Source organism: Eudoraea adriatica DSM 19308 (genome assembly GCF_000382125.1).
Taxonomy (GTDB): domain Bacteria; phylum Bacteroidota; class Bacteroidia; order Flavobacteriales; family Flavobacteriaceae; genus Eudoraea; species Eudoraea adriatica.
In genome coordinates this window covers 75091-96888 of record NZ_KB907549.1, presented here as the reverse complement: position 1 = coordinate 96888, position 21798 = coordinate 75091, and the positions used below count along the sequence as shown (strand labels likewise).

Genomic DNA, 21798 nt, shown 5'->3' with positions numbered 1-21798 from the left:
AATTATATTTTAGAATAATTGTCAAATAATGCTTCGGTAAGGTATTCTCCATTCTGAGATTTATCGACAGGTTTGACTTTTGCCATGTCATAACCCAGAATGGTTAAAATTTGATCCGAACTTTGTTCCGGTTTATAAACAGAAGAGATTATTCTTCCATTCTCATCTTTATCAATTAAAATATACTTTGGCTGTGGTATTAAGCAATGCTGCAATCCGCCAAAGCCCCCCAGGGTTTCCTGGTATGCCCCGGTATTGAAAAAGCCAATATACAAAGGTTTGTCTCTCTTAAATTTGGGAAGGTAAATAGCATTCATATGTTGCTCACTGTTGTAATAATCATCACTATCGCAGGTAAGCCCTCCCAACAAAACTCTTTCGTATTCACTGTCCCAGCGATTAATGGGAAGCATCACAAAGCGTTTGTTAATTGCCCAGGTATCGGGCAAGGTGGTAATAAAAGAAGAATCGATCATATTCCACTTTTCCCTGTCGTTTTGTTGCTTCTGATACAAAACCTGATAAATAGCTCCTCCGGCCTCCCCAACAGTAAAGTTTCCGAATTCTGTATAAATATGTGGTACAGGAACATCAGCTTCTTTACAGACCAGACTTATTTGATTGACAATTTCGTCTACCATATACTCATAGTCGAATTCAAAAGCAAGTGAGTTTTTGATGGGAAATCCACCCCCAATATTTAAGCTGTCCAGAGAGACGCAGTTCTTCTTAAGACGCACGTATACCTTGAGACATTTTAGCAATTCGTTCCAGTAATAGGCATTATCCCTGATCCCTGTATTGATAAAAAAGTGGAGCATTTTTAGTTCTACCTTATCATTATTCTTAATTTGATTTTCGTAAAAAGGAATGATGTTCTTATAGCCAATGCCCAGACGTGAGGTATAGAATTCAAACTTAGGTTCTTCCTCGGAAGCAATACGAATCCCTACTTTAAAAGTGTCATTAATTTCTCTTGAAAGTAAATCTATTTCTTCATAGTTATCTATGATGGGAATGCAATTTTGATGACCTGTATTAATGAGCCTGGCAATGTTTTCAATGTATTGCGGCTTTTTGTACCCGTTACAAATTACATAAGTATCGTTTTTAATTTTACCTGACTCTATAAGATGTTCCACAATATTAATGTCAAAGGCCGAAGAAGTTTCAATATGAATATCATTCTTGAGGGCCTCATTAAGAACATGGGAAAAATGGGAACTTTTGGTGCAATAACTATAATAATATTTTCCACCATAATTATTTTTTTTCATGGCATTGTTGAACCATGTTTTGGCGCGGTTAATATTATCAGAAATTTTGGGTAAATAAATAAATTTTAATGGGCTTCCATGGGTTTCTACAAGGCTTAGAAGGTCTATGCCGTGAAACCGTAAATTATTTTCCTCCAGAGATAGGTCATCCTGAGGAAAATCAAATGTCTGATTAATCAGATCGATGTATTTTGTATTCACTTGAGTATATATAGATATTGAAAACTTGGTTTAATAAAATTGCTCACACTTATACGTAAAAAGCGGAGGCTTTAGTTCTCAACTTCAAATAATTATTTGTTTTGCCGTAGTAGGAATAAAAAAGTAGCCGTGCTGGCTCGAAGAAATTGCGGTAATAGCGGAAGTTAGCTCTATATTTCGGTTACTTATCCGATAAGCAGATATTGGGTTTGACTTCCTAATTCCCAAAATCCCGAACGTATAAACACGGTTCATGATGTGCAGCTAAAAGCTTTAATGTCTCACAAGTGATTTTTTGTTTGACAAAACAAATGAAAACAAAATTTTTGAATTAATTACAGATTTATAAAAAAAGTGATAATAACTTAACACTAATTTCTTAATGAGCCAAGATTTTCCTGATATTTGGGATTGTGCAGAAATAAATTTCCGGACTGTACAGGATAAATTATCTCAAATCCGGTACCTCAGGGATCAGTATCAGGAATAACGACAGCATAATAAAAATAAAGAGTTATTCTTCTATTCCTTCAAATAATTATCCAGAGGGTTCAGAAAGTTATTCGCACTGCTCAGTTCCTGTGCGAGTACCTGGGCTTCTGCAATCATTTCAGAAGATAGGCCCTGGGTAGTTGAAATATTTTGTTTGGCATGGTTTTGAGGCGATGGATCCATGGTAGCCGAAACCAATAATAGCGCAAGGCCCGCGATCCTGTTTTCTTTTACACCCTGTCCCCGTATATAAAGCATACCCAGGTTGCCTATGGCCAGCGGATCACCCTGAACGGCGGCCTTACGATACCACTCATTGGCTTTTGCGAAATCAACCGCTGTGCCGCGTCCATTTTCATAGAGCACTCCCAGGTTGTATTGCGCCGCTGAATTATCCTGAGCAGCAGATTTACCGTACCAAACAACCGCTTCCTTTTCATCTTTGGCAACTCCAATACCGTGCTCATACATCAAAGCCAAATTAAATTGGGAATCGGCATGGCCAGAGCTGGCAGCCGTGAGAAACTCTTTATAAGCCAGAGGCAGGTTGTTGGCCTGGTAAGCCGCAATCCCGGCCTTAAAATTTACATTTTCCTTAACTTGGGCAAAGGTCTCGACCGCAAATGCCATGGTGGCAAGGATACATGCATTAAATGCAAGAATTTTGAATCTATATGACTCCATAATGTATAGTTTCTAATATACCCCAATTTACAAATTAAAAAGTAGAAAACTTTTGCACTACCTAAGGGGTTTTGGAAGATATAGACATCCTTAGTTTTACCTTTTTTTTATATTATTTCTTATAATTGGCCTTCTGGCTTTGGCGAGTTACTTTTAAATCTATATTATAAATTCTTATTATTGTTCTATTACAAATTACGGAAATAAAAAAACCATCAGTTATGATGGCTTAGTCTAAAATATTTGGTTTTCAGGTTTTAGATTACTTCCACATTTACTGCGTTCATTCCCTTTTGTCCTCTTTCCAAATTAAACTTTACGTTGTCATTCTCATGAATTTCATCGATAAGGCCACTTTGGTGAACAAAGATGTCTTCGTCTGAATCAACTGGTTTTATAAAACCAAATCCTTTGGTCCTATTAAAAAATTTTACTGTTCCTTCTGTCATTATTTAAATATTTATTATTAATTATTTTTTTATATATTAATTCATTATCGCCGGTGCTACAACCGGTTCTACTCTGCCTAATTCTCGAAGCATTTTTATATGATCCCAAATAGCGGCTCTGAGTGTTTTTTTGATATGATAGGGAATACCATATTCCTTTGCCGTCTGTTGTACTATACCTGATATTTTTTTATAATGAATATGGCAAATATTTGGCAATAAGTGATGCTCTATCTGGAAATTTAGCCCCCCAATTAACCAGGATAATAACCCGCTTCTAGGTGAAAAATTACTAGTGGTTGCTAGTTGATGTGCATGCCAGTCGCCTTCTAGTATACCATTTCCATCAGGTAAGGGAAATTCTACACTAGGCATTATATGTGCCACCTGAAATACAATGCTGATCAAAATACCGGTTACAAAATGCATACTTAGAAAAGCCAGAATAATAATCCATGGTGCCAGTGGTACTATCAAAAGTGGCAGGATTAATGCATAGGTGTAGTAGAGAAGTTTCCATCCTATTAATTTCACCAGTTCTGTTTTAAATTCATTTTTTTTACTAAAAAACCCTAGCTTTCTATAGCGATTTATTCTTACAAAATCCTTTGAAGTAATCCAGGAAATAGTAGACAGTCCATAGAAAGCCCAAACATATATATGTTGAAACCTATGAAACCAATTCTTTTTGGCATGAGGTGAAAATCGCAGGACAGCAGGAGGATTTATATCATCATCTGCTTGCTCTATATTTGTGTAGGTATGATGCAATACGTTGTGCTGAATTCTCCATACAGTTGCATTCGCACCTATTAGGTTCATGGAGTATCCCAGGTATTTATTAACGTATTTATTCCCAGAATAGGAACCATGAATGGCATCATGCATAATTCCCATACCTATTCCTGCCATTCCCAATCCACTAATAATATATAGCACGAAAAGTATCAAGGCAGTGCTTATAAGACCACTGTTGATAATGATCATTGGTAAAAGAAATAGTGATAACATAAGTATTGTTTTTACAACCATGCTTTTGGTGGCATGTATACTTAGATCATTTGATTTGAAATAGATTTTTACTCTTTTTCTTAATGTCTTTGAAAAGTCGGAACCCGATCTTTCTGAAAATTTTGGCGTTTCTATATTGTAATTATTTAGTTTGAAGCTTTAAACCGGCATATGAAATTAATGGACACCAAATATGCTTGTTCACTAATGTTTTCTGACGGTAAATAATTTGAGGAATGTTGAAGAAACTAATTGATGTATATGAGGAAAATTACTTTTCACCAAAAATAATATCTAAACCAGAATCACTTCTTCTTCGTATCGGCTTATAAAATGTTTTTTGCACTATTGCTATTAAAAACTAAAGAGAGCGGGAGTAAATTAAAGATCCGGGTAGATCGAAATAAAGGCAAGCTTTCTGACCTTTTAACAATCCAAAGATACATTTTATTTAAAATACTATTCCAAATAAAGTGTTAAACCGCTAAAAATGAATAATATATTAGTAGGAGTCATCAAATAATCACCAATTCCTTTTCCTAAACCCACTATTTATATTTTACGAAATACTACGGCAAATGCTGGTCATGTAGAGATTTTGTATTTAAGTAGTTAAGTCAATATTCACCGTACTGCTAATTACAATTCAATAATTATCCCTGAACAATTATTCAAGTTTTTCTTCCACAGCTATCAAATTGTCGTCCGGAATTCGGTCAATCATTTTATTATAAGGATCAATTCCCGCTTTGATGGGCATTTTATCGACCGTATAAGTAAAGGAACTTTCACCGGGCTTCACCCATTTTTTTTCCAATACAATGGGCGATTTAACTGTCATTCCCAAATCATTCTTTACATCTTCCCCGAAAATCCCAATTTCCAGAACATTTGGCTGTTCCGGTGAACCGAGGAGTTTTCCATTCCCGTCAAAATGACTTTTGCCGCTTTGCACATCAATAGTAACCTCGTATTGTCCATTTTCCAATTGCTTATATGTTGCATTGGAAGTTTTATTGGAATACAGGGTGATTTTCTCAAAACTATCTTCCAGATAATATTTTAAAGAATCCGGAGTGGCTGTATGTATAAAATGATACCATTCCTTTGTATTCGTAAATGGCGCTTTAGGTCGAAAAGCTGCAGAATCTGCATAACTTCTGAATGCGTTATTTAGATTCTTTTCTCCCACAAGATCCTGTAAGGCATACAGTATAAGTCCGCCTTTTCTGTACCAGACATAGGCCTGATTGTCATTATCGAGCAGTGTTTTTTCAAATTTACTTTCATTTGCCCTGCTCCTTAAGTAGTTATCCAGTTCTTCTTTGAGGAATTCCTGCATGGCATCTACGCCATATTCTTTTTTCATCACCATTAGGGAAGAATATTCTGCCATTGACTCTGATATCTGGTTGGAACCCCTGGTAGCTGAAGGGGTAATCTGATGTCCCCACCACTGATGTGCCACTTCGTGCGCCGTTACTGTATATACATAATCCAGATCTTCAGGGTCACTAAAATCTCCTACCCAACCAAAACTCTCCGCAAATGGAACGGTATTGGGAAAGGACTGTGCAAAGGTGGAATAGCGTGGAAATTCCAGGATTCTCATTTGACGGTACTGGTAAGGGCCATAATTTTCAGCAAAATAATCCAGTGAATGTCGCACCCCTTTTACAAAACGATCCATATTATAAGTATGTGTTGGATGATGGAAAATTTCGATATTAACTTTTTCTCCATTTTTACCGGTCCAAACCTCCTTATGCACATTATACCTTGCTGAGGAAATATTGTAAAAGAAATCCAAATCACCTTCCATCTTATAAGTGAAATACCTCCTACCATTCTCTTCCCACTCTTTTTGCAAATAGCCCGGCATAATTGCTATCTGATCCGGAGCCGTGCTTACGGTCCCCTCAAAAGTTACATAATCTGCATCGTCGTTAAACAAAAGATTTTGCAAACCCCATTCGTCGTCCTGTGGAGGAAGTTGATAATCTTTGATAGGGAGTTCATATTTCTTGCGGTCCTGATCACTTGTTAATTCACTCTCCGTGGAATAGCCGAAAGAGGGGAAAAAGTTATTATTAAGGAATGTACCGTTGTATACAATGTCCGATCCACTGCCTTCATTGGGAAACCCATTAAAAGAACCGGTTACGCTTAACTCCATAACCAGGGTGTCATTGGGCTGCATGCTTTTACCCAGGGAATAGATTTCATAACCAAAAGCTTCGTATTTCTTACCAAGAACGGGCGTTTTTCCATCTATTTTGAAGTCTTCAACTTTTTTATGGAAGATGCCCGGTCCTCCCCAGTTGAGATGAAGAGAATCAATGGTTTCGTTCGATTTGTTTACCATCTTATATGTCACTTTGATAGTAGCCCTCCGCTTTTCCGGAACCAGATCTGCATTTACCTTTACATCAATAACCTTGGGCTGCGTTTTCCGGTAATATTGGCTTAGTTGCTTCTCATAATCAGCAGAAGCTATGGTACCTGCCTTCTCGGTCCTATAATTATTTAATGTTTTGGTATTGTAGTTTATGAAGACTCCGGAACCCAACCATATAAGGACTAACAGAACTATAGAGGAAAGCGTGCTTACTTTTAATCTACCGCGGGCAATTTGAAGGCGCGCTTTACTCCCGGAATCGGTACCCCGTTTCCAAAACAGAAAACCCAAAAGGGTAAGTATAGCCCCAAATGCCAGCCAATAAAGTCTGAACCAAAAAAGCGAAGTGCCAAAATGCCCGAAGCCATTCATGTCCGAAACCGTATATCCGGGGGCATAGCTGTATAGATATAGATTGTTATCTACATCCAGAAAGCTATTCAACCCAAAAAGTGTTGCCCAGATAGCAATGGCAATCACATGGCCAATAAATTTTTTGGTTACCAAAGAATGCACGCAAAAGGCAAGCATCACAAAAATGATGTACTTCGGAAATTCAATCAGGTACAGGTCAGTGAAATACTTATCGAACTCAAAATTGAAATAACCTTTTATTACCTGATTAAAAACTCCGCTGATAAGAATTAGGTTTACCAACAGAAAACTTACAAAGGTAAGTGCAAGGAATTTAGAGCCATAAATAATACCATTAGGGATGGGCAGCGAACCGAATATCTGATCGTAGTTGACATTTCGTTCCCTGTGGAGGACTTCGCCTGTCATAAAAACAATCAACACAAATATTAAAATTATAAACTCAAAGTCCTTTACCTCCAGCATGTAATAGGTAAGGGGTAGGGAGGGGGTACCATAAACAGGAAAGCCAAACCAGGCACCAAAAAACAAGAAAAGTACTGCGGCAACCAGAATAGCAATAAAGAAATTATCCCTGATAATATTTTTGAACTCTATAATGGCGAGCTTGAAAAGGAGTTTTACATTGAGTGCATTGGAATAAACCTTGGCAACCTCGGGAATACGAGTATGAATTGCAGAACCTTTAGTATCTTCTTCCAGGTTTTTTCTTTTTTTAGTACGGTAACTCCTGCTGAGAAAGCGTTGAAAATCAAACCTAAATAAGGTATATAAAAGGGCTGTCAAGCCAAGTCCCACCCAGAGGACACGATTCCATACAAGCATCCCTTTAAAAGGAACCATTAAGGTATTTTGCTCTTCCGGAGTCCAGTATTCAATAATGTTATTATAGGTACCAAACCCAAATGGATCCAGGAGACTAACCAAAGCTTTATTGTCTATATCCTGGGTTAGTGTTAAAGTTATCAGGTAGGTGATAAAGAGAATAGCGCCACCTGCATAAGCCAGCATAACTCTCTTCGTTAAACTCACCAAAGAAAAGAAGATACATCCGGCAAAGAAAAAATTACTCCAGTAGAGAATTATGGTAGGTTGTAAATAGTACCAAAAATTAAAGGAGGTAAATCTTTCAGGCTCCTCGTAGCCTGCATACGGACCTATCATAAAGCCTATAATTAGGCCCAGATGGAGGCCAAGGCTAATTAAAAACAACACGGAAAGCGAGCCAAAAAACCGACCTGAAATATAGCCCTTTTCGCTAATAGGGTAGGTAAAATAATAGTTTTCTGTTTTATGCTCAATATCCCTGTACACCGGCACCCCCATGATAGCGCTGGCCAGCATTATACCAAAAATGCTGATTGTATTTAGCATAGTTGCTATGGCGACCGGAGAATTGACAAATACTTTTTCTGAGGCCGGTCCGTTACCACCAATGGCCACAATAAGCCCGAAAACGAATAGGATGCCAAAATAGGCCCAGGTAGCAGGCCGTTTTAGTCTGTACTTTATCTCGAAGAGGAATATTTCTTTAAACATACTGGATAGTTTTTGAGTGATGAATTGCTTAATCTGTGATTCGCTCCATTCTGGATGAGATCTCGGCAAAATAAACATCCTCTAAATTGGCCTTGCTGGGTTCAAAAGTGGAATCGGGCCGCTCATCACTAAGCACATGAATTATGGTTTGCCCTGCCTTTAGATAAGTGGAAATCACCTGCATTTCAGACTGATATTCTTCCAGATCTCCTTTTTCTATTCCCTTTTTCCATATCCTGTCTTTAACGTTCTCAGTTAGTTCAGAGGGATTCCCCTTCGCTACCACCTCTCCGAGGCATATGATAGCCATATTGTTGCACAGATTGGAAACATCGTCTACAATGTGGGTAGATAGAATAACGATCGTATTCTCCCCAATCTCACTTAATAAATTATGAAACCTAATGCGTTCTGCCGGGTCTAAACCGGCTGTGGGTTCATCTACAATAATTAAGCTGGGATCCCCAATCAATGCCTGCGCAATGCCAAAGCGTTGTTTCATGCCCCCGGAATAGGTGCCAAGGCTTTTATTACGAACGTCCCATAAATTGGTCTTATTTAATAAAGACTCTACCAGGTCTTTGCGCTCAGATTTATTGGAGACTCCTTTTAACGAAGCAATATGATTAAGCATATTATAGGAACTTATTTTCGGATATACTCCAAATTCCTGCGGCAGGTACCCAAGTATTTCCCGTACTTTGGCTTTATCCTTCAAAATATCTATATCACCCATAGTTACCGTGCCGGAATCTGCCTGTTGCAAAGTAGCCAGTGTTCTCATAAGGGATGATTTTCCTGCGCCATTTGGTCCTAAAAGCCCAAACATTCCCTGCGGTATGGTAAGGTTGACATCTTTCAGGGCTTGAACGCCATTGGAATAGGTTTTGTTTAAATTTTTTATTTGTAGTTCCATAGTTATGTTTGGTATGTCAGTTTATGTATTAAGTCAGGATTATTTGGAAGATATAGTAGCAATTCCCTTCCAGTCGTCACCGGTTTCCTGTGTTATCATGTGGGCCGACCTGTTTAGAAACAATTTGGCAGCACTATCACTTCGTTCTTTTTTTACAATTTGTTGAAATGTTACGGCAGCCATTGCAAATTCTTTCATGAAATACTGTTTCATACCTTCTTCAAAGGTTTTAAGGGTTGCTAATTTATGCTTTGAAAGTTGTTCGTTGTCACCGTTTATACATTCGTAAAGATCTATAGGTTTTTGTTTTCCTTTTACCTGAACAGGTCCTAAATACCTGAAATCAAACTCTTCCGGATGGGTCAGATTATTTTTGCAGTTGTCTGTTAATAAAATAGAAGACCCGTAATGTTTGGAAAGCCCTTCAATTCTTGAAGCCGTATTCACAGTATCCGATATAATTGCTGCATCCAGTCTTTCTATATCGCCTGTAATGCCCATTATAAGATTACCATTTTGCATCCCGATTCCAAGTTTTATCGGGAAACGTTCTTTAACTGCTCTTTCTTCATTAAATATCCTTAGTTCTGAATGCATTTCAACCGAAGCTCGCAATGCGGTCTGGGAACCATTAGGGAAAAGCGCCATAAAGCCATCACCCAGATATTGCATAATGAATCCGTCGTTTTTACGTACAATAGGCCCCATCCTTTTATTAAAGGAATTTATAAAAAGGAAGTTGTCTTCAGGGTCCAGATTCTCTGATATTGTCGTAAATTCCCTGATATCGGCAAAAAGCACAGTTACTTCTTTTTCTACGAGATCACCTAAAGATACTTCCGTAAGTCTGTCTTTCCCCAGGGATTTAATAAACTCATTTGGAACAAATTTTTGACTTACTTCGTGAATAGACCTGATAGCTTCTTCCCGTTCCTTTGCCTCCTTTAGTCCTTTCTGATAAAGGTGGGCAGTTTCCAGAGCGCCTGCCGATTGTAATGAAATTGTAGTAAGTAGTTTTAATTCAGCTGCCGTGAATTCTTTTTCTTCACTATTACCCAATATAACCATGCCCAGGGTTCGGTGTTTCACCTTAAGCGGGGCATACATAATTGTCTTCAGATGGTTTAATGCCGGATTATTTATGATTTTATTTGAAGGTACAATGGCCGATGTACCCCTGCTAATCAGTTCTTTGAGCAGAACATTGAGTTTATGGATGTTCTTTTCTTTCTCAGGATTCAGGCCAAATGAAGCAAGTTCAACTACTTCATTTTGTTTCGGTTCATAAATTAAAAAGAGACCATGTGTTGAATTAATAATTTGAGAGGCTTCTGTAAGGGCCATCTCTGCAATTGATTTTTCATCTATTTTTTCAGAGATCATCTCACTAAAACTATAGATCATATTTATTTCCCGATACAGGCCTAAAACCTCATTTCCAATTTTTTTCTTTTCGAGTTCTTTTTCAACCAGGACCATTAACATATTGGCTAATAATCTCCCATCCTCATTTGACGTCAGTAACCGACCATAGACAACGTCATCCAGACTTAAGTTAAAAGATTGAAACCCCTCACTGATAGTGCCGAATAGCAGCATCTCGTCACATCCGATTACCCCGAAATTTAATCCCAGTTTCGAAGCGATATCACTCAAGGCGGATTGTGATTTTTTTCCTTTCCTTAAGATATTTTTCAGGGCTTTTAAATAATATTTAGAATCTGTTTGCCGGGTCATTCCTATACTTTCAGTATTTCTTCCGCGACAGCCAGCATCTCATCGGGGTCAAAAGGTTTTGTCATGTATCGGTCTGCGCCCATATCAAGCCCTTTTTGCCGATCAACTTCCTGACCTTTTGCAGTTAAAAGTATAATGTAAACATGTGCTAAATTGAGCTCTTTTTTTACTATCTGACAAACCTCCATTCCATTCATTTTAGGCATCATAACATCGAGGAATACAAGATTTGGTTCTTCTTCCTTTATTAAGTTTAATGCCTCTTCACCATTCTCAGCAAACAATAATTCTACCCCTTCATCCTCCAAATCCTCCAATGTTTGCTCAATTAACATTCTGATGTGAGCTTCATCATCTACTATCAGTAATTTTTGTCCCATATAATAATTAATTTCTTTTTTGATTTATTTTACTCGTAGATAAAAAACATAACATTTTCCATTCCTTCCTGCAATTTCAGGTCTTTTATTATTTTTTGATCCCCATTATAAACGGAGTTTAGCATTATGATATCCGGTTTGGATTTAGTAGCTGTTTCCAAAAAGTCCTTGGAAGTAGACTCCACTACTTTGTAGCCCCGGGCATTTAATACTTCGGTCAGCGTTTTAACGGCTGAGGCGTCTTCATCAACTACCAGTACTTTTTTCTTGGATACGCCCTGTTCCAGAAGTTCCTCTACTTCATGAAACAAATGTTCTGTATTTATTGGTTTCGTAAGATAGCGGTCTACACCAATCTTATATCCCCGTTCTTTGTCCTGTACAATAGACAAAATGATTATTGGGATGTCCATAGTTGCCGGATCGTTTTTTAGTACTGCCGCCACATCAAATCCGTTTATTTCGGGCATCATGACATCAAGAATTATTAAATCCGGTTTTGATAAGCGCACCATGTCCAGGGCCGCTTTGCCATTGGCGGCTTCTTTTACCTCATACCCCGCCTCTGTAAGTTCCTGCCGCAGTAAAGACCGGATAGGCGTATCATCATCCACCACTAAAATAGTCTGCGCCTTTTTCAACGTTTTAAGAGAGGAGTGCTTAATTTGTTTTTTTAAGCTTTTAAGGATTCTGTCGAGTTGAATTGGAGGCTTATCCGATCCTTCTCCCATAACAGGAATGGTAAAGAAAAATGTACTCCCAACTCCTTCTGTGCTTTTCATCCAGATAATACCGCCGTGATGTTCAATGATTTCCCTGCAAATGGGAAGGCCCAGTCCTGTGCCTTTGGGTTTGTCGGTAAGTGTATCCCCGGCTTGCCTGAAACGTTCAAATACCTTGTGCCTGTCTTCCTCCGAAATTCCTATCCCGGTATCCTGTACTTCAACAATTATTTGTCCGTTGTCCAGAGATGCTTCAATAATGACAGATCCCTTATCCGTAAATTTAACGGCATTGGACAAGAGGTTAATAACCACCTGTATCAGCTTATCTTCATCTGCACTGACTACCGGAAGATCATCAGCAACTTTTTTCTTCAGGCTTAGCTTTTTCTCTTCAAACAGGGAAGATGTACTGGCTATGGCCCTGCTGATGACGTCCTGGATGAAAATAGGCTTTTTATTCCATTCCATTTTGCCTGATTCTATCTTGGCGAGATCCAGAACATCATTGATCAAATTGGTAAGGCGCTCCCCCTCAGACACCACCACATTAAGGTTTTCGCTAACCTGTTGCATGGTTCGCTTTATTTTTTGATCATCAACGGTCACCGCAGGAAATATTTTTTCTTCGAGCCTTTTCCTGATGATTTTTGCAAAACCCAATACAGATGTCAATGGGGTACGTAATTCATGACTTACGGTAGACAGAAAGGCGCTTTTCGCTTCATTGGCATCCTCTGCTTTTGCTTTGGCACCTTTGGCTTCTTCATAAAGTTCTGCATTATGAAGGGCAATACCCACGTTAATTGCAATTGTACTCAACAAGTTTTTATCTTCCTGATTAAACCTGCTGGCCAATTGCGTGCTTTGTACACTTAATACTCCAATAATTTTATCTTCCACAGGAATGGGAACCCCTAAATAGGAGATAGCCCGCTTGCCCGTCTGGGCGATCCCATACTTGTCGTACTGGGCAACTATATCGGTATCTTTGTTTATTAATAAAGATTCACCGCTCTGAATAATTTTAGAAGTGAATCCCTCCCCAAAATCCATGGGAGGCATATCATCCCCATCCTGGTAGGGAAAATTGATAATCCCTTTTTCTTCATCTAACAAGGCCAGATAAGTAATATCCGATTTAAAAAGCTTCTTCATTTCATTACCTACAAGCTGTATCAGTTCATTAAGTTCTAATTTTTCGGTTAGCGCCTTACTTACATGGTTTACTGTGGCCAACTCTTCCAGACGCTGTTGTACTTCTTTGGTGCGTTCTTCCACTTTTTCTTCCAGATCTTTTTGCTGTTTTACTAAGATGTTAGTCCTGGTTTTTACAATAGCGTAGACGAGAAGGAGAAAGCCTAAGAGATACAGTGTATAAGCCCACCAGGTTTTATACCAGGGCGCAATAATATTAAAGCCGATAGTTTTTTCTTCTGAGACATCCCCATATACATTTTGCGCTTTTACTTTAAAACTATATTTTCCGGGCGGAAGATTGATATACTCTCTGGATGCCTGTTTGGTCCATTCAGACCATGTTTTGTCAAGGCCTTCTAATTGGGTGCTATATTGCATTTCATTTTGCCCAATAAACAAGGGGGCTGCATAGCCAATAGTTACATTATTCTGGTCATAGGATATTTTAAGACCTTCAGGAAAATCTGAATTGCCGGCATATATAAGAGAATCTCCCGTAATAGCCAACTTTCTCAATTCTACATTGAAGTTGGGAACAAATGGTTTAGCAAGATTTCCTTCATATCTTATAACCCCATCAGGACCTGTGAACCATGCCAATTGGGTGTCATTCTCTCTGGAATCCTCAACGTAAATAGTCCAGATTCGATTATTCTTAAGTTCCTTAAAAGTATCTTTGTTAATGGTATAATCTCCATTAGAATCCTTTGAGGCCACCATTAATCCGGATCCCACATCAAACCACAGGTTATCCCGATCATCTTTATAAAAATTAGTTCCGGGCGTGTCAAAATCTACCTGGTCGCCAAAAAAGAATTTTTTTTCTTCAAAACGGTTTTTACTTTCATCAAAAGTAAGAGACTGCTTGGTTTCTGATGCCCAGAAAACAGTTTCTTCCCCGGCTTCCACAAAAAATATTCTGGAATTCGGCAATCCATTTCCGGTATCCAGGTAATCAAATTTCGAATCCGAGAAACTTAGTTTATTATCAACTATTTTGGGATAAATACGTATTACCTGTCTTTCTACACTAGACTCTACAAACAAACTTCCATCAGAAGCTTCAGTCATATTAGCACTACTTCTGGTTGGTTCATTGGTGAATGATTCTTCTACCAATTGATTTTTACCCTCATCAAAATAAAAACTTATTATTCCTTGCTGATGTGATACATATACACGCTTTGGATCTTTCTTTGACTGATAAATTTGACCGGCTCTAAAATCATAATCGACATTTTCCCGAACATACCTAAAGGTTGTCCCGGTAATTTCAACAAAGCCCATCCCATTGGTTCCCACATAAAGCCTGTCATTTAATTCCAAAAAATTAGTTCCCTGACCAAAGGTGCCGGGTATATTTTTAATCACTTTTTCATCTTCATCCAAATAAGCAACACCATCGTTGTTGCTCAAATAAAGGGTTCCATTAAACCTGTAAACAGCATTGACCACATTTGTAGACAACCCCATATCGGAATCCATCAAGGTAAATGAGGAATTAAGGTTGGTAGTGGAAATTCCATTTAAGAGCATAATCCAAAGAACACCTCTCGAATCTACATATACATAATCCACGCTCCCATCCTGCAAACCATTATCTGTGGTATACTTCTGTACTAATTTTCCATCATGATCAATTAAATAAGCGCCATCACTAAAAGTATTTAACACGAAACGACCATCATCCAGGGCTACTCCCGGCAGGTATAATTTATCTTTAACGTAGGCATCTATTTCTGTCTTAAAAGGTTTAAATTCTTTTCCATCATATAGGAAAAACCCCTGGGTTCTTGTACCAATAAGCAATTGATCTTCATCATAAGGCAAGATTGTATAAATACGTTCGCTGGTAAACGCTTCTCCTCCCGGCACAAGCTCAAAAGTGTCATCATCCTTCAAGATACAGAGACCTACCCCCCAAATACGCAAGTAATAGGTGTCATTTACAATATTACCTACGTGATAACCATCCTCAGAGGTAATCACTTTCATGTTTTCACCATCCCAGGCATATAATTTAAATTCTGTTCTAAAAATGATCCGCCCCTTATGGTAATCTATTTCCCAAACATCCTTAAAAGACCTGTGTTCTTCAGGAATTTCATTTAGCAACGACTTATATTGAAATTCTCCTTTTTCATCTGCTTCCAAATATCCTAATTCGCCTATACCACCAACATGAATAGTGCCATGCTTATCTTTTTTTAACGACCGCGTACCTCCAACAGTTGGTAACCTGATTATCTTCCAGTTTACTCCATCATATTGCAAAATCCCGGCACCATTTGCGAAATACATTATTCCTTTATCATCTTCCAATGCCCACCAATTAGCAGGTCCGGCACCATAATCCTGGTATTTATAATTTGTAATAATTGGTTTGCCCAATTGTTTCTGGGCCAAAAGAGGTGAGGTCGCTATTAAGAAGAAACAAATAAATAAGCCAAAGTTCTTCAGGCAGGTGTGCAATATAGTTTTTAGCATAGTTGGCAGGAAAATAGTTGTGGTTGGTCTTAATAAAAATAATAATGAGTGGAATTTACAAAATTTATTGGTACCGTATAACGTAATTTCTAAAATGTGAGTTTGTTTAACAATGTTTTGCGAAGATTCCTACAGGCCGGCGACATTTGCCAATAGATACCAAAAATCAACAGGCCATTCTTAATTTTTGTGTATTTTAGGCGACAATAATAAGGCCCTTGAAGTCTTGTATCTGAAATGGTAAAAATGAGAATTATAAAAAGTATAACCGGGAATAGCACTCTAATTTAGATGAATAGCAAAAAATTGCATACCGCTGCTCTTGAGAAGCTTTATGGCCCCATTTCGTGTGAAATAATTCACCAGGATAGTGAAATAAGGATTGTACACCTCAGAGATAAGGAGGATGTTTCGAGGACGGTAGGGGTTGTCCGGTTCTATAATACAGATCACAAACCTATTAAAGAGGTTCATCAGACGATACTCGCGGGAGGCCTGCTTGGAAAAACCCTGCAACAATCCAAAGTTCATTATGAAAAGCAAACCGTTGGCATGGTACCTGTGATATTGCCGGATTGGATAAAAAATGATTTTCGCACTGATCAAGAACATAGTGTTGCTGTAATCTCAATTATCACTATAGATACTTTTTCCGGAAGTCCATTACGATATACCGGGATAATTGAAGTCCTGCCTCCGGATCTGAGTGCCGGTTATGACCTGGATATTATTGAAAAGCAGGATATTGATCATGATATGTTACCCTTATTTGAATTAGCCGATTTAAAAATTAAAAATTTAATAGTATAAAATGTATAACTGTGTAGTAATAGGAGCAGGTCCGGGAGGAATAGTTGCCGTAAAAGAACTTCTCGAAAAAGGGATAAAGAACGTTTTGTGTTTGGAGCAGTCAGATACTCTTGGGGGCGTTTTTTCAAAGGGGTATGACAACCTTATCCTCACCTCTTCCGTAACTTTTAGCATGTTTTCGGATTTCTGGGTAGGCGAAGGCAATGACCATCATTTTTGGAGTAAGGATGAAGCCGTCTCCTATTGGAATTCCTATGCCGGCCATTTTGGGGTGAAAGAACACATACGTTATGGCAGCAAGGTGGCTGAAGTTGTTTCAATTGAAGAAGATCATTGGCAGATTAGACTGGCATCTGATGAATTAATAGAAACCAAACGCCTTATTTTGGCGATAGGAAATAATAATGTACCCAAATACCCTGACTGGCAAAAAGAACTAACCAAGGTTTCCTATTCACATTCCAGGGACTATAAAAATGCAAACGATTTTGAGGGTAAGCGAGTGCTTGTTGTAGGCGGCGGTGAATCAGGATCTGATGTGGCCTATGAAATTTCCAAGGTAGCCAAAGAATGTTGGGTAAGTCTCCGTGAATCTACCGGATGGGTGGTTCCGCGCCGACGCGGAGGACATGCAGCTGATGTTTCCACACATCGCGGAATATGGGATTTGCCCCGTGAATATGGCAAACAGTTAAGTCCATTTGTCCTAAAACTCGAGCGAGCAAGGCAAGACCCCGTTTTTGATGCCCTGGCAGACCTCAATGAAAAAATTACAGCTCAGCGTGGCATCTGGGGCATATTTGGGACCAAAACCCTTGCCTTACCCAAGGCAATTGCACATCATGGATGTAAGGTAGTGGGGGCTATTACCAAAGTGGAAAAGGGGGGTGCTAAGTTAACCGATGCAGAAGGCACTTGTATTGAGGATATTGATACTATTGTTTTTTGTACCGGTTACCAGAATAGAGTAGACTTTATGCCAGAAGGACTCAAGACCTGCGATCCCAGGAAGATGTATAAGCATATGTTTCATCCCGAATATGGCGATCGCATAGCTTGGATAGGGTGGGCGAGACCCGGTTTTGGAAGTCAGTTCCCAATCATGGAAATGCAATCACGTTATTGTGCGCTAATTTTTAATGGGGATATGAAATTACCGGATCCGCATGAAATGGATGAAGTAGCACAAAAAGATTTTAGCATATACCGTGAACAATTTGAAGAAAATGCAGATCGAATACGCAGTTTGGTGGATTACCATGGATATATGAATGGCATGGCGAAAATTATTGGCTGCAACCCGCCTCTTCGAAAATACTTTTTCCTGCGCCCGAAACTTTGGTTGCATCTCATGTATGGGCCTACACAGGCTACGCAATTCAGACTGCGCGGTCCGGGCAGGAAAGTTAAACTTTCACATGAAATAATAAAGAAACTTCCTATAAGTACGTATAACCATATTGTAAAAGCAGGATTGCGTGGCAGGGTGCAATTTGGGTTAAAAAGCCTGGTGCCTGATTTTCTTCAAAATTAGCCCGGCGCCGGTTTAGGATTGGGAAAATAGGAATCAAAGCCAAATGCGACCTTGGCCTGCTTTATATTCCTTTTCACAGGGTTAATTATATAGGCAGGCTACGCATCATGCCTGGGCTTCATCAGCAGCTAGGTTCCGAATCTCAGAATAAAGCCACTATACCAATTGTGAACACAACGGCTTTTGTGGAAATCAGTAAAAGTTTTACGCTTGGATTGGAATTCAATAATTCAGACCCCGGAAACTTTGATGAAGAAGAACCGGAATTACCAGCCATGCCGCAAGTGCTAATAGAATGTTCAGATCATTGATCATTGCGAACATGGTGGGAGGCGAATTTGCGTCATTAAAAGTTTATGCAACAGGGCTATTCGTATAGTCGAGAATGCTAACAAGCTTTTAAAATATATATTTGTAAAAAAATTATTTGCTATTATGACTAAATTCCTAAATAGCTATATTTTAAATTTATTTCTATTTTGCTTCTTTGCCATACAATATTCATGTCAGTTGGATAGGTTAAATGAAGGTGATCTTAACCCAGTTCCTAATACCGGGGATGTTTCTACTTCCACAAAGTCAAAAACAGATGTTTGTCATAATGGGCATATAATTAATATAAGTAATAATGCTCTTGGAGCGCATCAGCGACATGGAGATGCGGTAGATATGGATGGAGATGGCTATTTTGATATTGCCAGTGTCTGTGGTGAAGTAGATTGCAATGATTCCGATGACCAAATTAATTCTGGGCAAGAGGAGATTTGTGGCAATCAAATAGATGACGATTGCGATGGCCTTGTTGATGAGGACTGTGAATTATCAATTCTTCCGATAGCATATTATCCATTTAACGGAAATGCCAATGATGAATCCGGAAATGGAAATAACGGAACAGTTAATGGAGCAAATTTAACAATGGATAGATTTGGAAATGAGAACAGCGCCTATTCTTTTGATGGTATAAATCAAAACATACAGATAACCTCAGCGCCAGAAAACGCCCTTGGAACCACCAATTTTTCGATTTCAACCTGGTTTAAAAGTAGCAGTCCCGATGAAATGTTCATTTGGAATAAAAGCAATACCAATTGCGGTGATACTGAAGTTGGACCTTCAATTGGATTTCTTCAATCCGGTGACGGTACCCTATCTGTGGTTGCCGATTTATCAACTACATATACCTTGAATTCTTTGGATGCTGTGAATGATGGTGCATGGCACTTTGCCGTATTGGTTCGGGAAAATAATACAATGACTCTTTACCTCGATGGTCTCGTAGAGAATTCAATTGCAATAGCCTTAGATGCCGATTTTACGACGTCACTCGATCTTTATATTGGGGGAACTACCCTTTGCGGTAATTTTTATCAAGGTGATATTGATGAGTTCTCTATTTACAATCAAGCGTTGAGTGGCGCTGAAATTTCTGAGATGTACGATTGACTAAATTTTAAAAGATTATTCTGTTACGAGTCTAATGGACTTCATCAAAACCCTAAACAATCTTCCATATTTGGTTTAACCATATAGTTAGTCTTTTGCTTTAAGAAGTGTTACTATTCCTTATACGGCCTAAAGTTTAATCAATAAAGAAGTCTTTCTTCTTAAATATGTAACATTAGATATTAATTGTACTCTCTTTTTCAATATTTGGCATTTTCTCTTTTTTGAGACCATTCACAAAATACATATCCATCATGCCCTTGTTCTTGACATGTATTTGCCCCCGGTGTTCACAATTATACCGGTCCCTGATAAGCAGGTACGTACTTTGAGAGACATTTACCCTTCCCGGTTCCGATAAGGATTCCATGCGTGCTGCCACATTAACTGTATCTCCCCAGATGTCATAGGCAAATTTTCTGGTTCCCACCACTCCGGCAATAATGACACCAGTATTGATGCCAATACGGACATCAAAAGGAACGATATCCTTAGGCGTGTTGCGCCTGGTTTCTTCCATCACCTGGGCAATTTCAAATGCGGCCTGTACCATTTTATAGGGATGGTCTTTGGTAGGAAAGGGTAAACCCCCTGCGCACATATAGGCATCGCCAATGGTTTTTATTTTTTCAAGGTCGTATTTTTCCATAATGGCATCGAACTTCGAAAAATAATAATCTACAGTTTTAACGAGCAATTCCGGGGAAAGGTTCTGTGAATAACTGGTAAATCCTTTAAAATCTGTAAACATTACGGTCACCGATTCAAATTTTTTGGCCTTTACCTTTCCATTCTGCTTCAATTCCAGGGCGGTTTCATCCGGAAGGATATTGAGCAGCAGGTTTTCGGATCGGTTTTTCTCCTCTTCGATGATCTTATTGGTTTTCTTAACGTAACGGTATCTTTTGTAAGATCCTACAGCAAGGATAAAGACGAAAAGCAGCCCTAAAATAGTGCCATAGATTACATATTTTTGCCTTTTTGCGAGCAACTGGGTAATCTCTGCCTCTTTCTCAAGTAATCCAATTTCATCCTCTTTCTTTTCCAAATCAAAATCAAATTGGAGGCCGCGGATCTTATCATCAGTTTCTACATTAAACAAGGAGTCCTTGGCAGCAATCAACTGTGTTTGGTATTTGAAGGCATTGGTATAATCTCCCTGATTGGCATATGCCATGGATAAACCTTCATAAATATCCTTCAATTCAAATTTGATGCCCATTTCATTGGCCAAAGATTCCGCTTCCCGGAATGCACTCAGTGCTTTTGCAAAATCATCGTTTTGATAGACCTTTCCAAGTTCAATCAGAGTCTGAACCATTTGCAATTGTTGGTTATTCTCTTTTGCATTTTGATAGGCCTGGTCCAGATAGGATATTGCCTTCTGTTTTTCACCCATTTTAAATTCTACGATCCCTAATTTGGTAAGGTTATCCGTATTATCAGCGGTATTAAGGGTCAACGGCAGGGCATCCTGATAGTATTTCAATGCTTCCCTGTAATTACCCTGTAGCAGATAGATCTCGCCTTCACCCATTAAATAGGAAGTAGTTATTTGGGGTTTATCTATTGCCGGCAAATACTTTGGGATTCGGTTAAAATATTCCAGGGCCAAATCGTAATCATTGGGGTTATCACCATACACCCCACCAATATTTAATAAAGCAGAGGCAATACGCAAAGTGTCCTGTATTTTTTCGGCGATACTTAAAGATCGCAGGTAATAATCGATGGCTTTCGTATTACTTCCCTGGCTGTAATACACCGCCCCCAAATTGTTAGATAGGTTGGCTATACCCTGGCTGTCCTCAATGAATTCAAAAATTTCAAGAGATTTTGTCCAGTGGTCCAGCACTTCCATAAAGTCCCCCTGATAGTAATAAGCCATCCCAATATTCTTCTCTGCATATGCCTTTCCCCGTAAATATCCAAGTTCATCGGCAAGTTCTGCGGCTTTTTTGGAAATGACCAGGGATTCAGAAATATCCTCGTTCTGAAGTATGGCCACGCTCAGAGCGTTCAGGGTATTAACCTGCAAAGTATCCTGCTTCCCTGACTGAACCACAGTCTTTAAACTGTCCATTTGAGATTCCTGGGACATTATTGACCTAGCCGAAAATAATGCGCAACAGATCAGGGC

Annotated in this window: 14 protein-coding genes; 4 read left to right on the top strand and 10 right to left on the bottom strand. The window is 38.7% G+C overall.

Annotated elements, in window-relative coordinates; all coding sequences use genetic code 11:
* Positions 1-2 precede the first annotated feature (2 nt).
* The 9 genes from G504_RS0109955 to G504_RS0109915 all read right to left on the bottom strand — a co-directional run bounded on the left by G504_RS0109955 (position 3) and on the right by G504_RS0109915 (position 15868).
* Positions 3-1478: a type III PLP-dependent enzyme domain-containing protein gene (locus tag G504_RS0109955; protein ID WP_019670026.1), complete on the bottom strand. Its 1476-nt coding sequence runs from the start codon at positions 1476-1478 to the stop codon at positions 3-5.
* Positions 1479-2000: 522 nt separating this feature from the next.
* On the bottom strand, positions 2001-2654 hold the full coding sequence (locus G504_RS18565) for a tetratricopeptide repeat protein (protein WP_019670025.1): 654 nt from the start codon (positions 2652-2654) through the stop codon (positions 2001-2003).
* Between the two features lie 257 nt (positions 2655-2911).
* On the bottom strand, positions 2912-3103 hold the full coding sequence (locus tag G504_RS0109945; protein WP_019670024.1) for a cold-shock protein: 192 nt from the start codon (positions 3101-3103) through the stop codon (positions 2912-2914).
* A 36-nt stretch (positions 3104-3139) separates the two neighbouring features.
* On the bottom strand, positions 3140-4114 hold the full coding sequence (locus tag G504_RS0109940) for a fatty acid desaturase family protein (RefSeq protein ID WP_040444125.1): 975 nt from the start codon (positions 4112-4114) through the stop codon (positions 3140-3142).
* 667 nt (positions 4115-4781) lie between these two features.
* Positions 4782-8426, bottom strand: coding sequence for an ABC transporter permease/M1 family aminopeptidase (locus G504_RS0109935; RefSeq protein ID WP_026348494.1), 3645 nt, complete (start codon positions 8424-8426; stop codon positions 4782-4784).
* A 28-nt stretch (positions 8427-8454) separates the two neighbouring features.
* Positions 8455-9342 carry an ABC transporter ATP-binding protein gene (locus G504_RS0109930; RefSeq protein WP_019670021.1) on the bottom strand — a complete coding sequence of 296 codons (888 nt, stop codon included), beginning with the start codon at positions 9340-9342 and terminating at the stop codon, positions 8455-8457.
* Positions 9343-9381: 39 nt separating this feature from the next.
* A complete protein-coding gene (locus tag G504_RS0109925) occupies positions 9382-11079 on the bottom strand; it encodes an adenylate/guanylate cyclase domain-containing protein (RefSeq protein WP_019670020.1) in 1698 nt (565 codons plus the stop codon).
* 2 nt (positions 11080-11081) lie between these two features.
* A complete protein-coding gene (locus G504_RS0109920) occupies positions 11082-11459 on the bottom strand; it encodes a response regulator transcription factor (protein WP_019670019.1) in 378 nt (125 codons plus the stop codon).
* A gap of 29 nt (positions 11460-11488) precedes the next feature.
* On the bottom strand, positions 11489-15868 hold the full coding sequence (locus G504_RS0109915; protein ID WP_083930742.1) for a response regulator: 4380 nt from the start codon (positions 15866-15868) through the stop codon (positions 11489-11491).
* A 291-nt stretch (positions 15869-16159) separates the two neighbouring features.
* Between G504_RS0109915 and G504_RS0109905 the strand changes: the two genes are divergently transcribed.
* The 4 genes from G504_RS0109905 to G504_RS0109890 all read left to right on the top strand — a co-directional run bounded on the left by G504_RS0109905 (position 16160) and on the right by G504_RS0109890 (position 19658).
* On the top strand, positions 16160-16678 hold the full coding sequence (locus G504_RS0109905) for a hypothetical protein (protein WP_019670016.1): 519 nt from the start codon (positions 16160-16162) through the stop codon (positions 16676-16678).
* A gap of 1 nt (position 16679) precedes the next feature.
* Entirely contained in the window at positions 16680-18212 is a 1533-nt protein-coding gene (locus tag G504_RS0109900) for a flavin-containing monooxygenase (RefSeq protein WP_019670015.1), read from the top strand.
* A 107-nt stretch (positions 18213-18319) separates the two neighbouring features.
* The gene (locus G504_RS0109895; RefSeq protein ID WP_019670014.1) at positions 18320-18523 is read left to right on the top strand and encodes a hypothetical protein; all 204 of its coding nucleotides are present in this window, start codon (positions 18320-18322) and stop codon (positions 18521-18523) included.
* A gap of 124 nt (positions 18524-18647) precedes the next feature.
* Positions 18648-19658, top strand: a complete 1011-nt coding sequence (locus G504_RS0109890; protein ID WP_083930740.1) for a LamG-like jellyroll fold domain-containing protein — start codon at positions 18648-18650, stop codon at positions 19656-19658.
* A gap of 175 nt (positions 19659-19833) precedes the next feature.
* Here the strand turns inward: G504_RS0109890 and G504_RS18560 are convergent, their stop codons facing one another.
* Positions 19834-21741 carry an adenylate/guanylate cyclase domain-containing protein gene (locus G504_RS18560; protein WP_169336906.1) on the bottom strand — a complete coding sequence of 636 codons (1908 nt, stop codon included), beginning with the start codon at positions 21739-21741 and terminating at the stop codon, positions 19834-19836.
* Between the last annotated feature and the right edge of the window lie 57 nt (positions 21742-21798).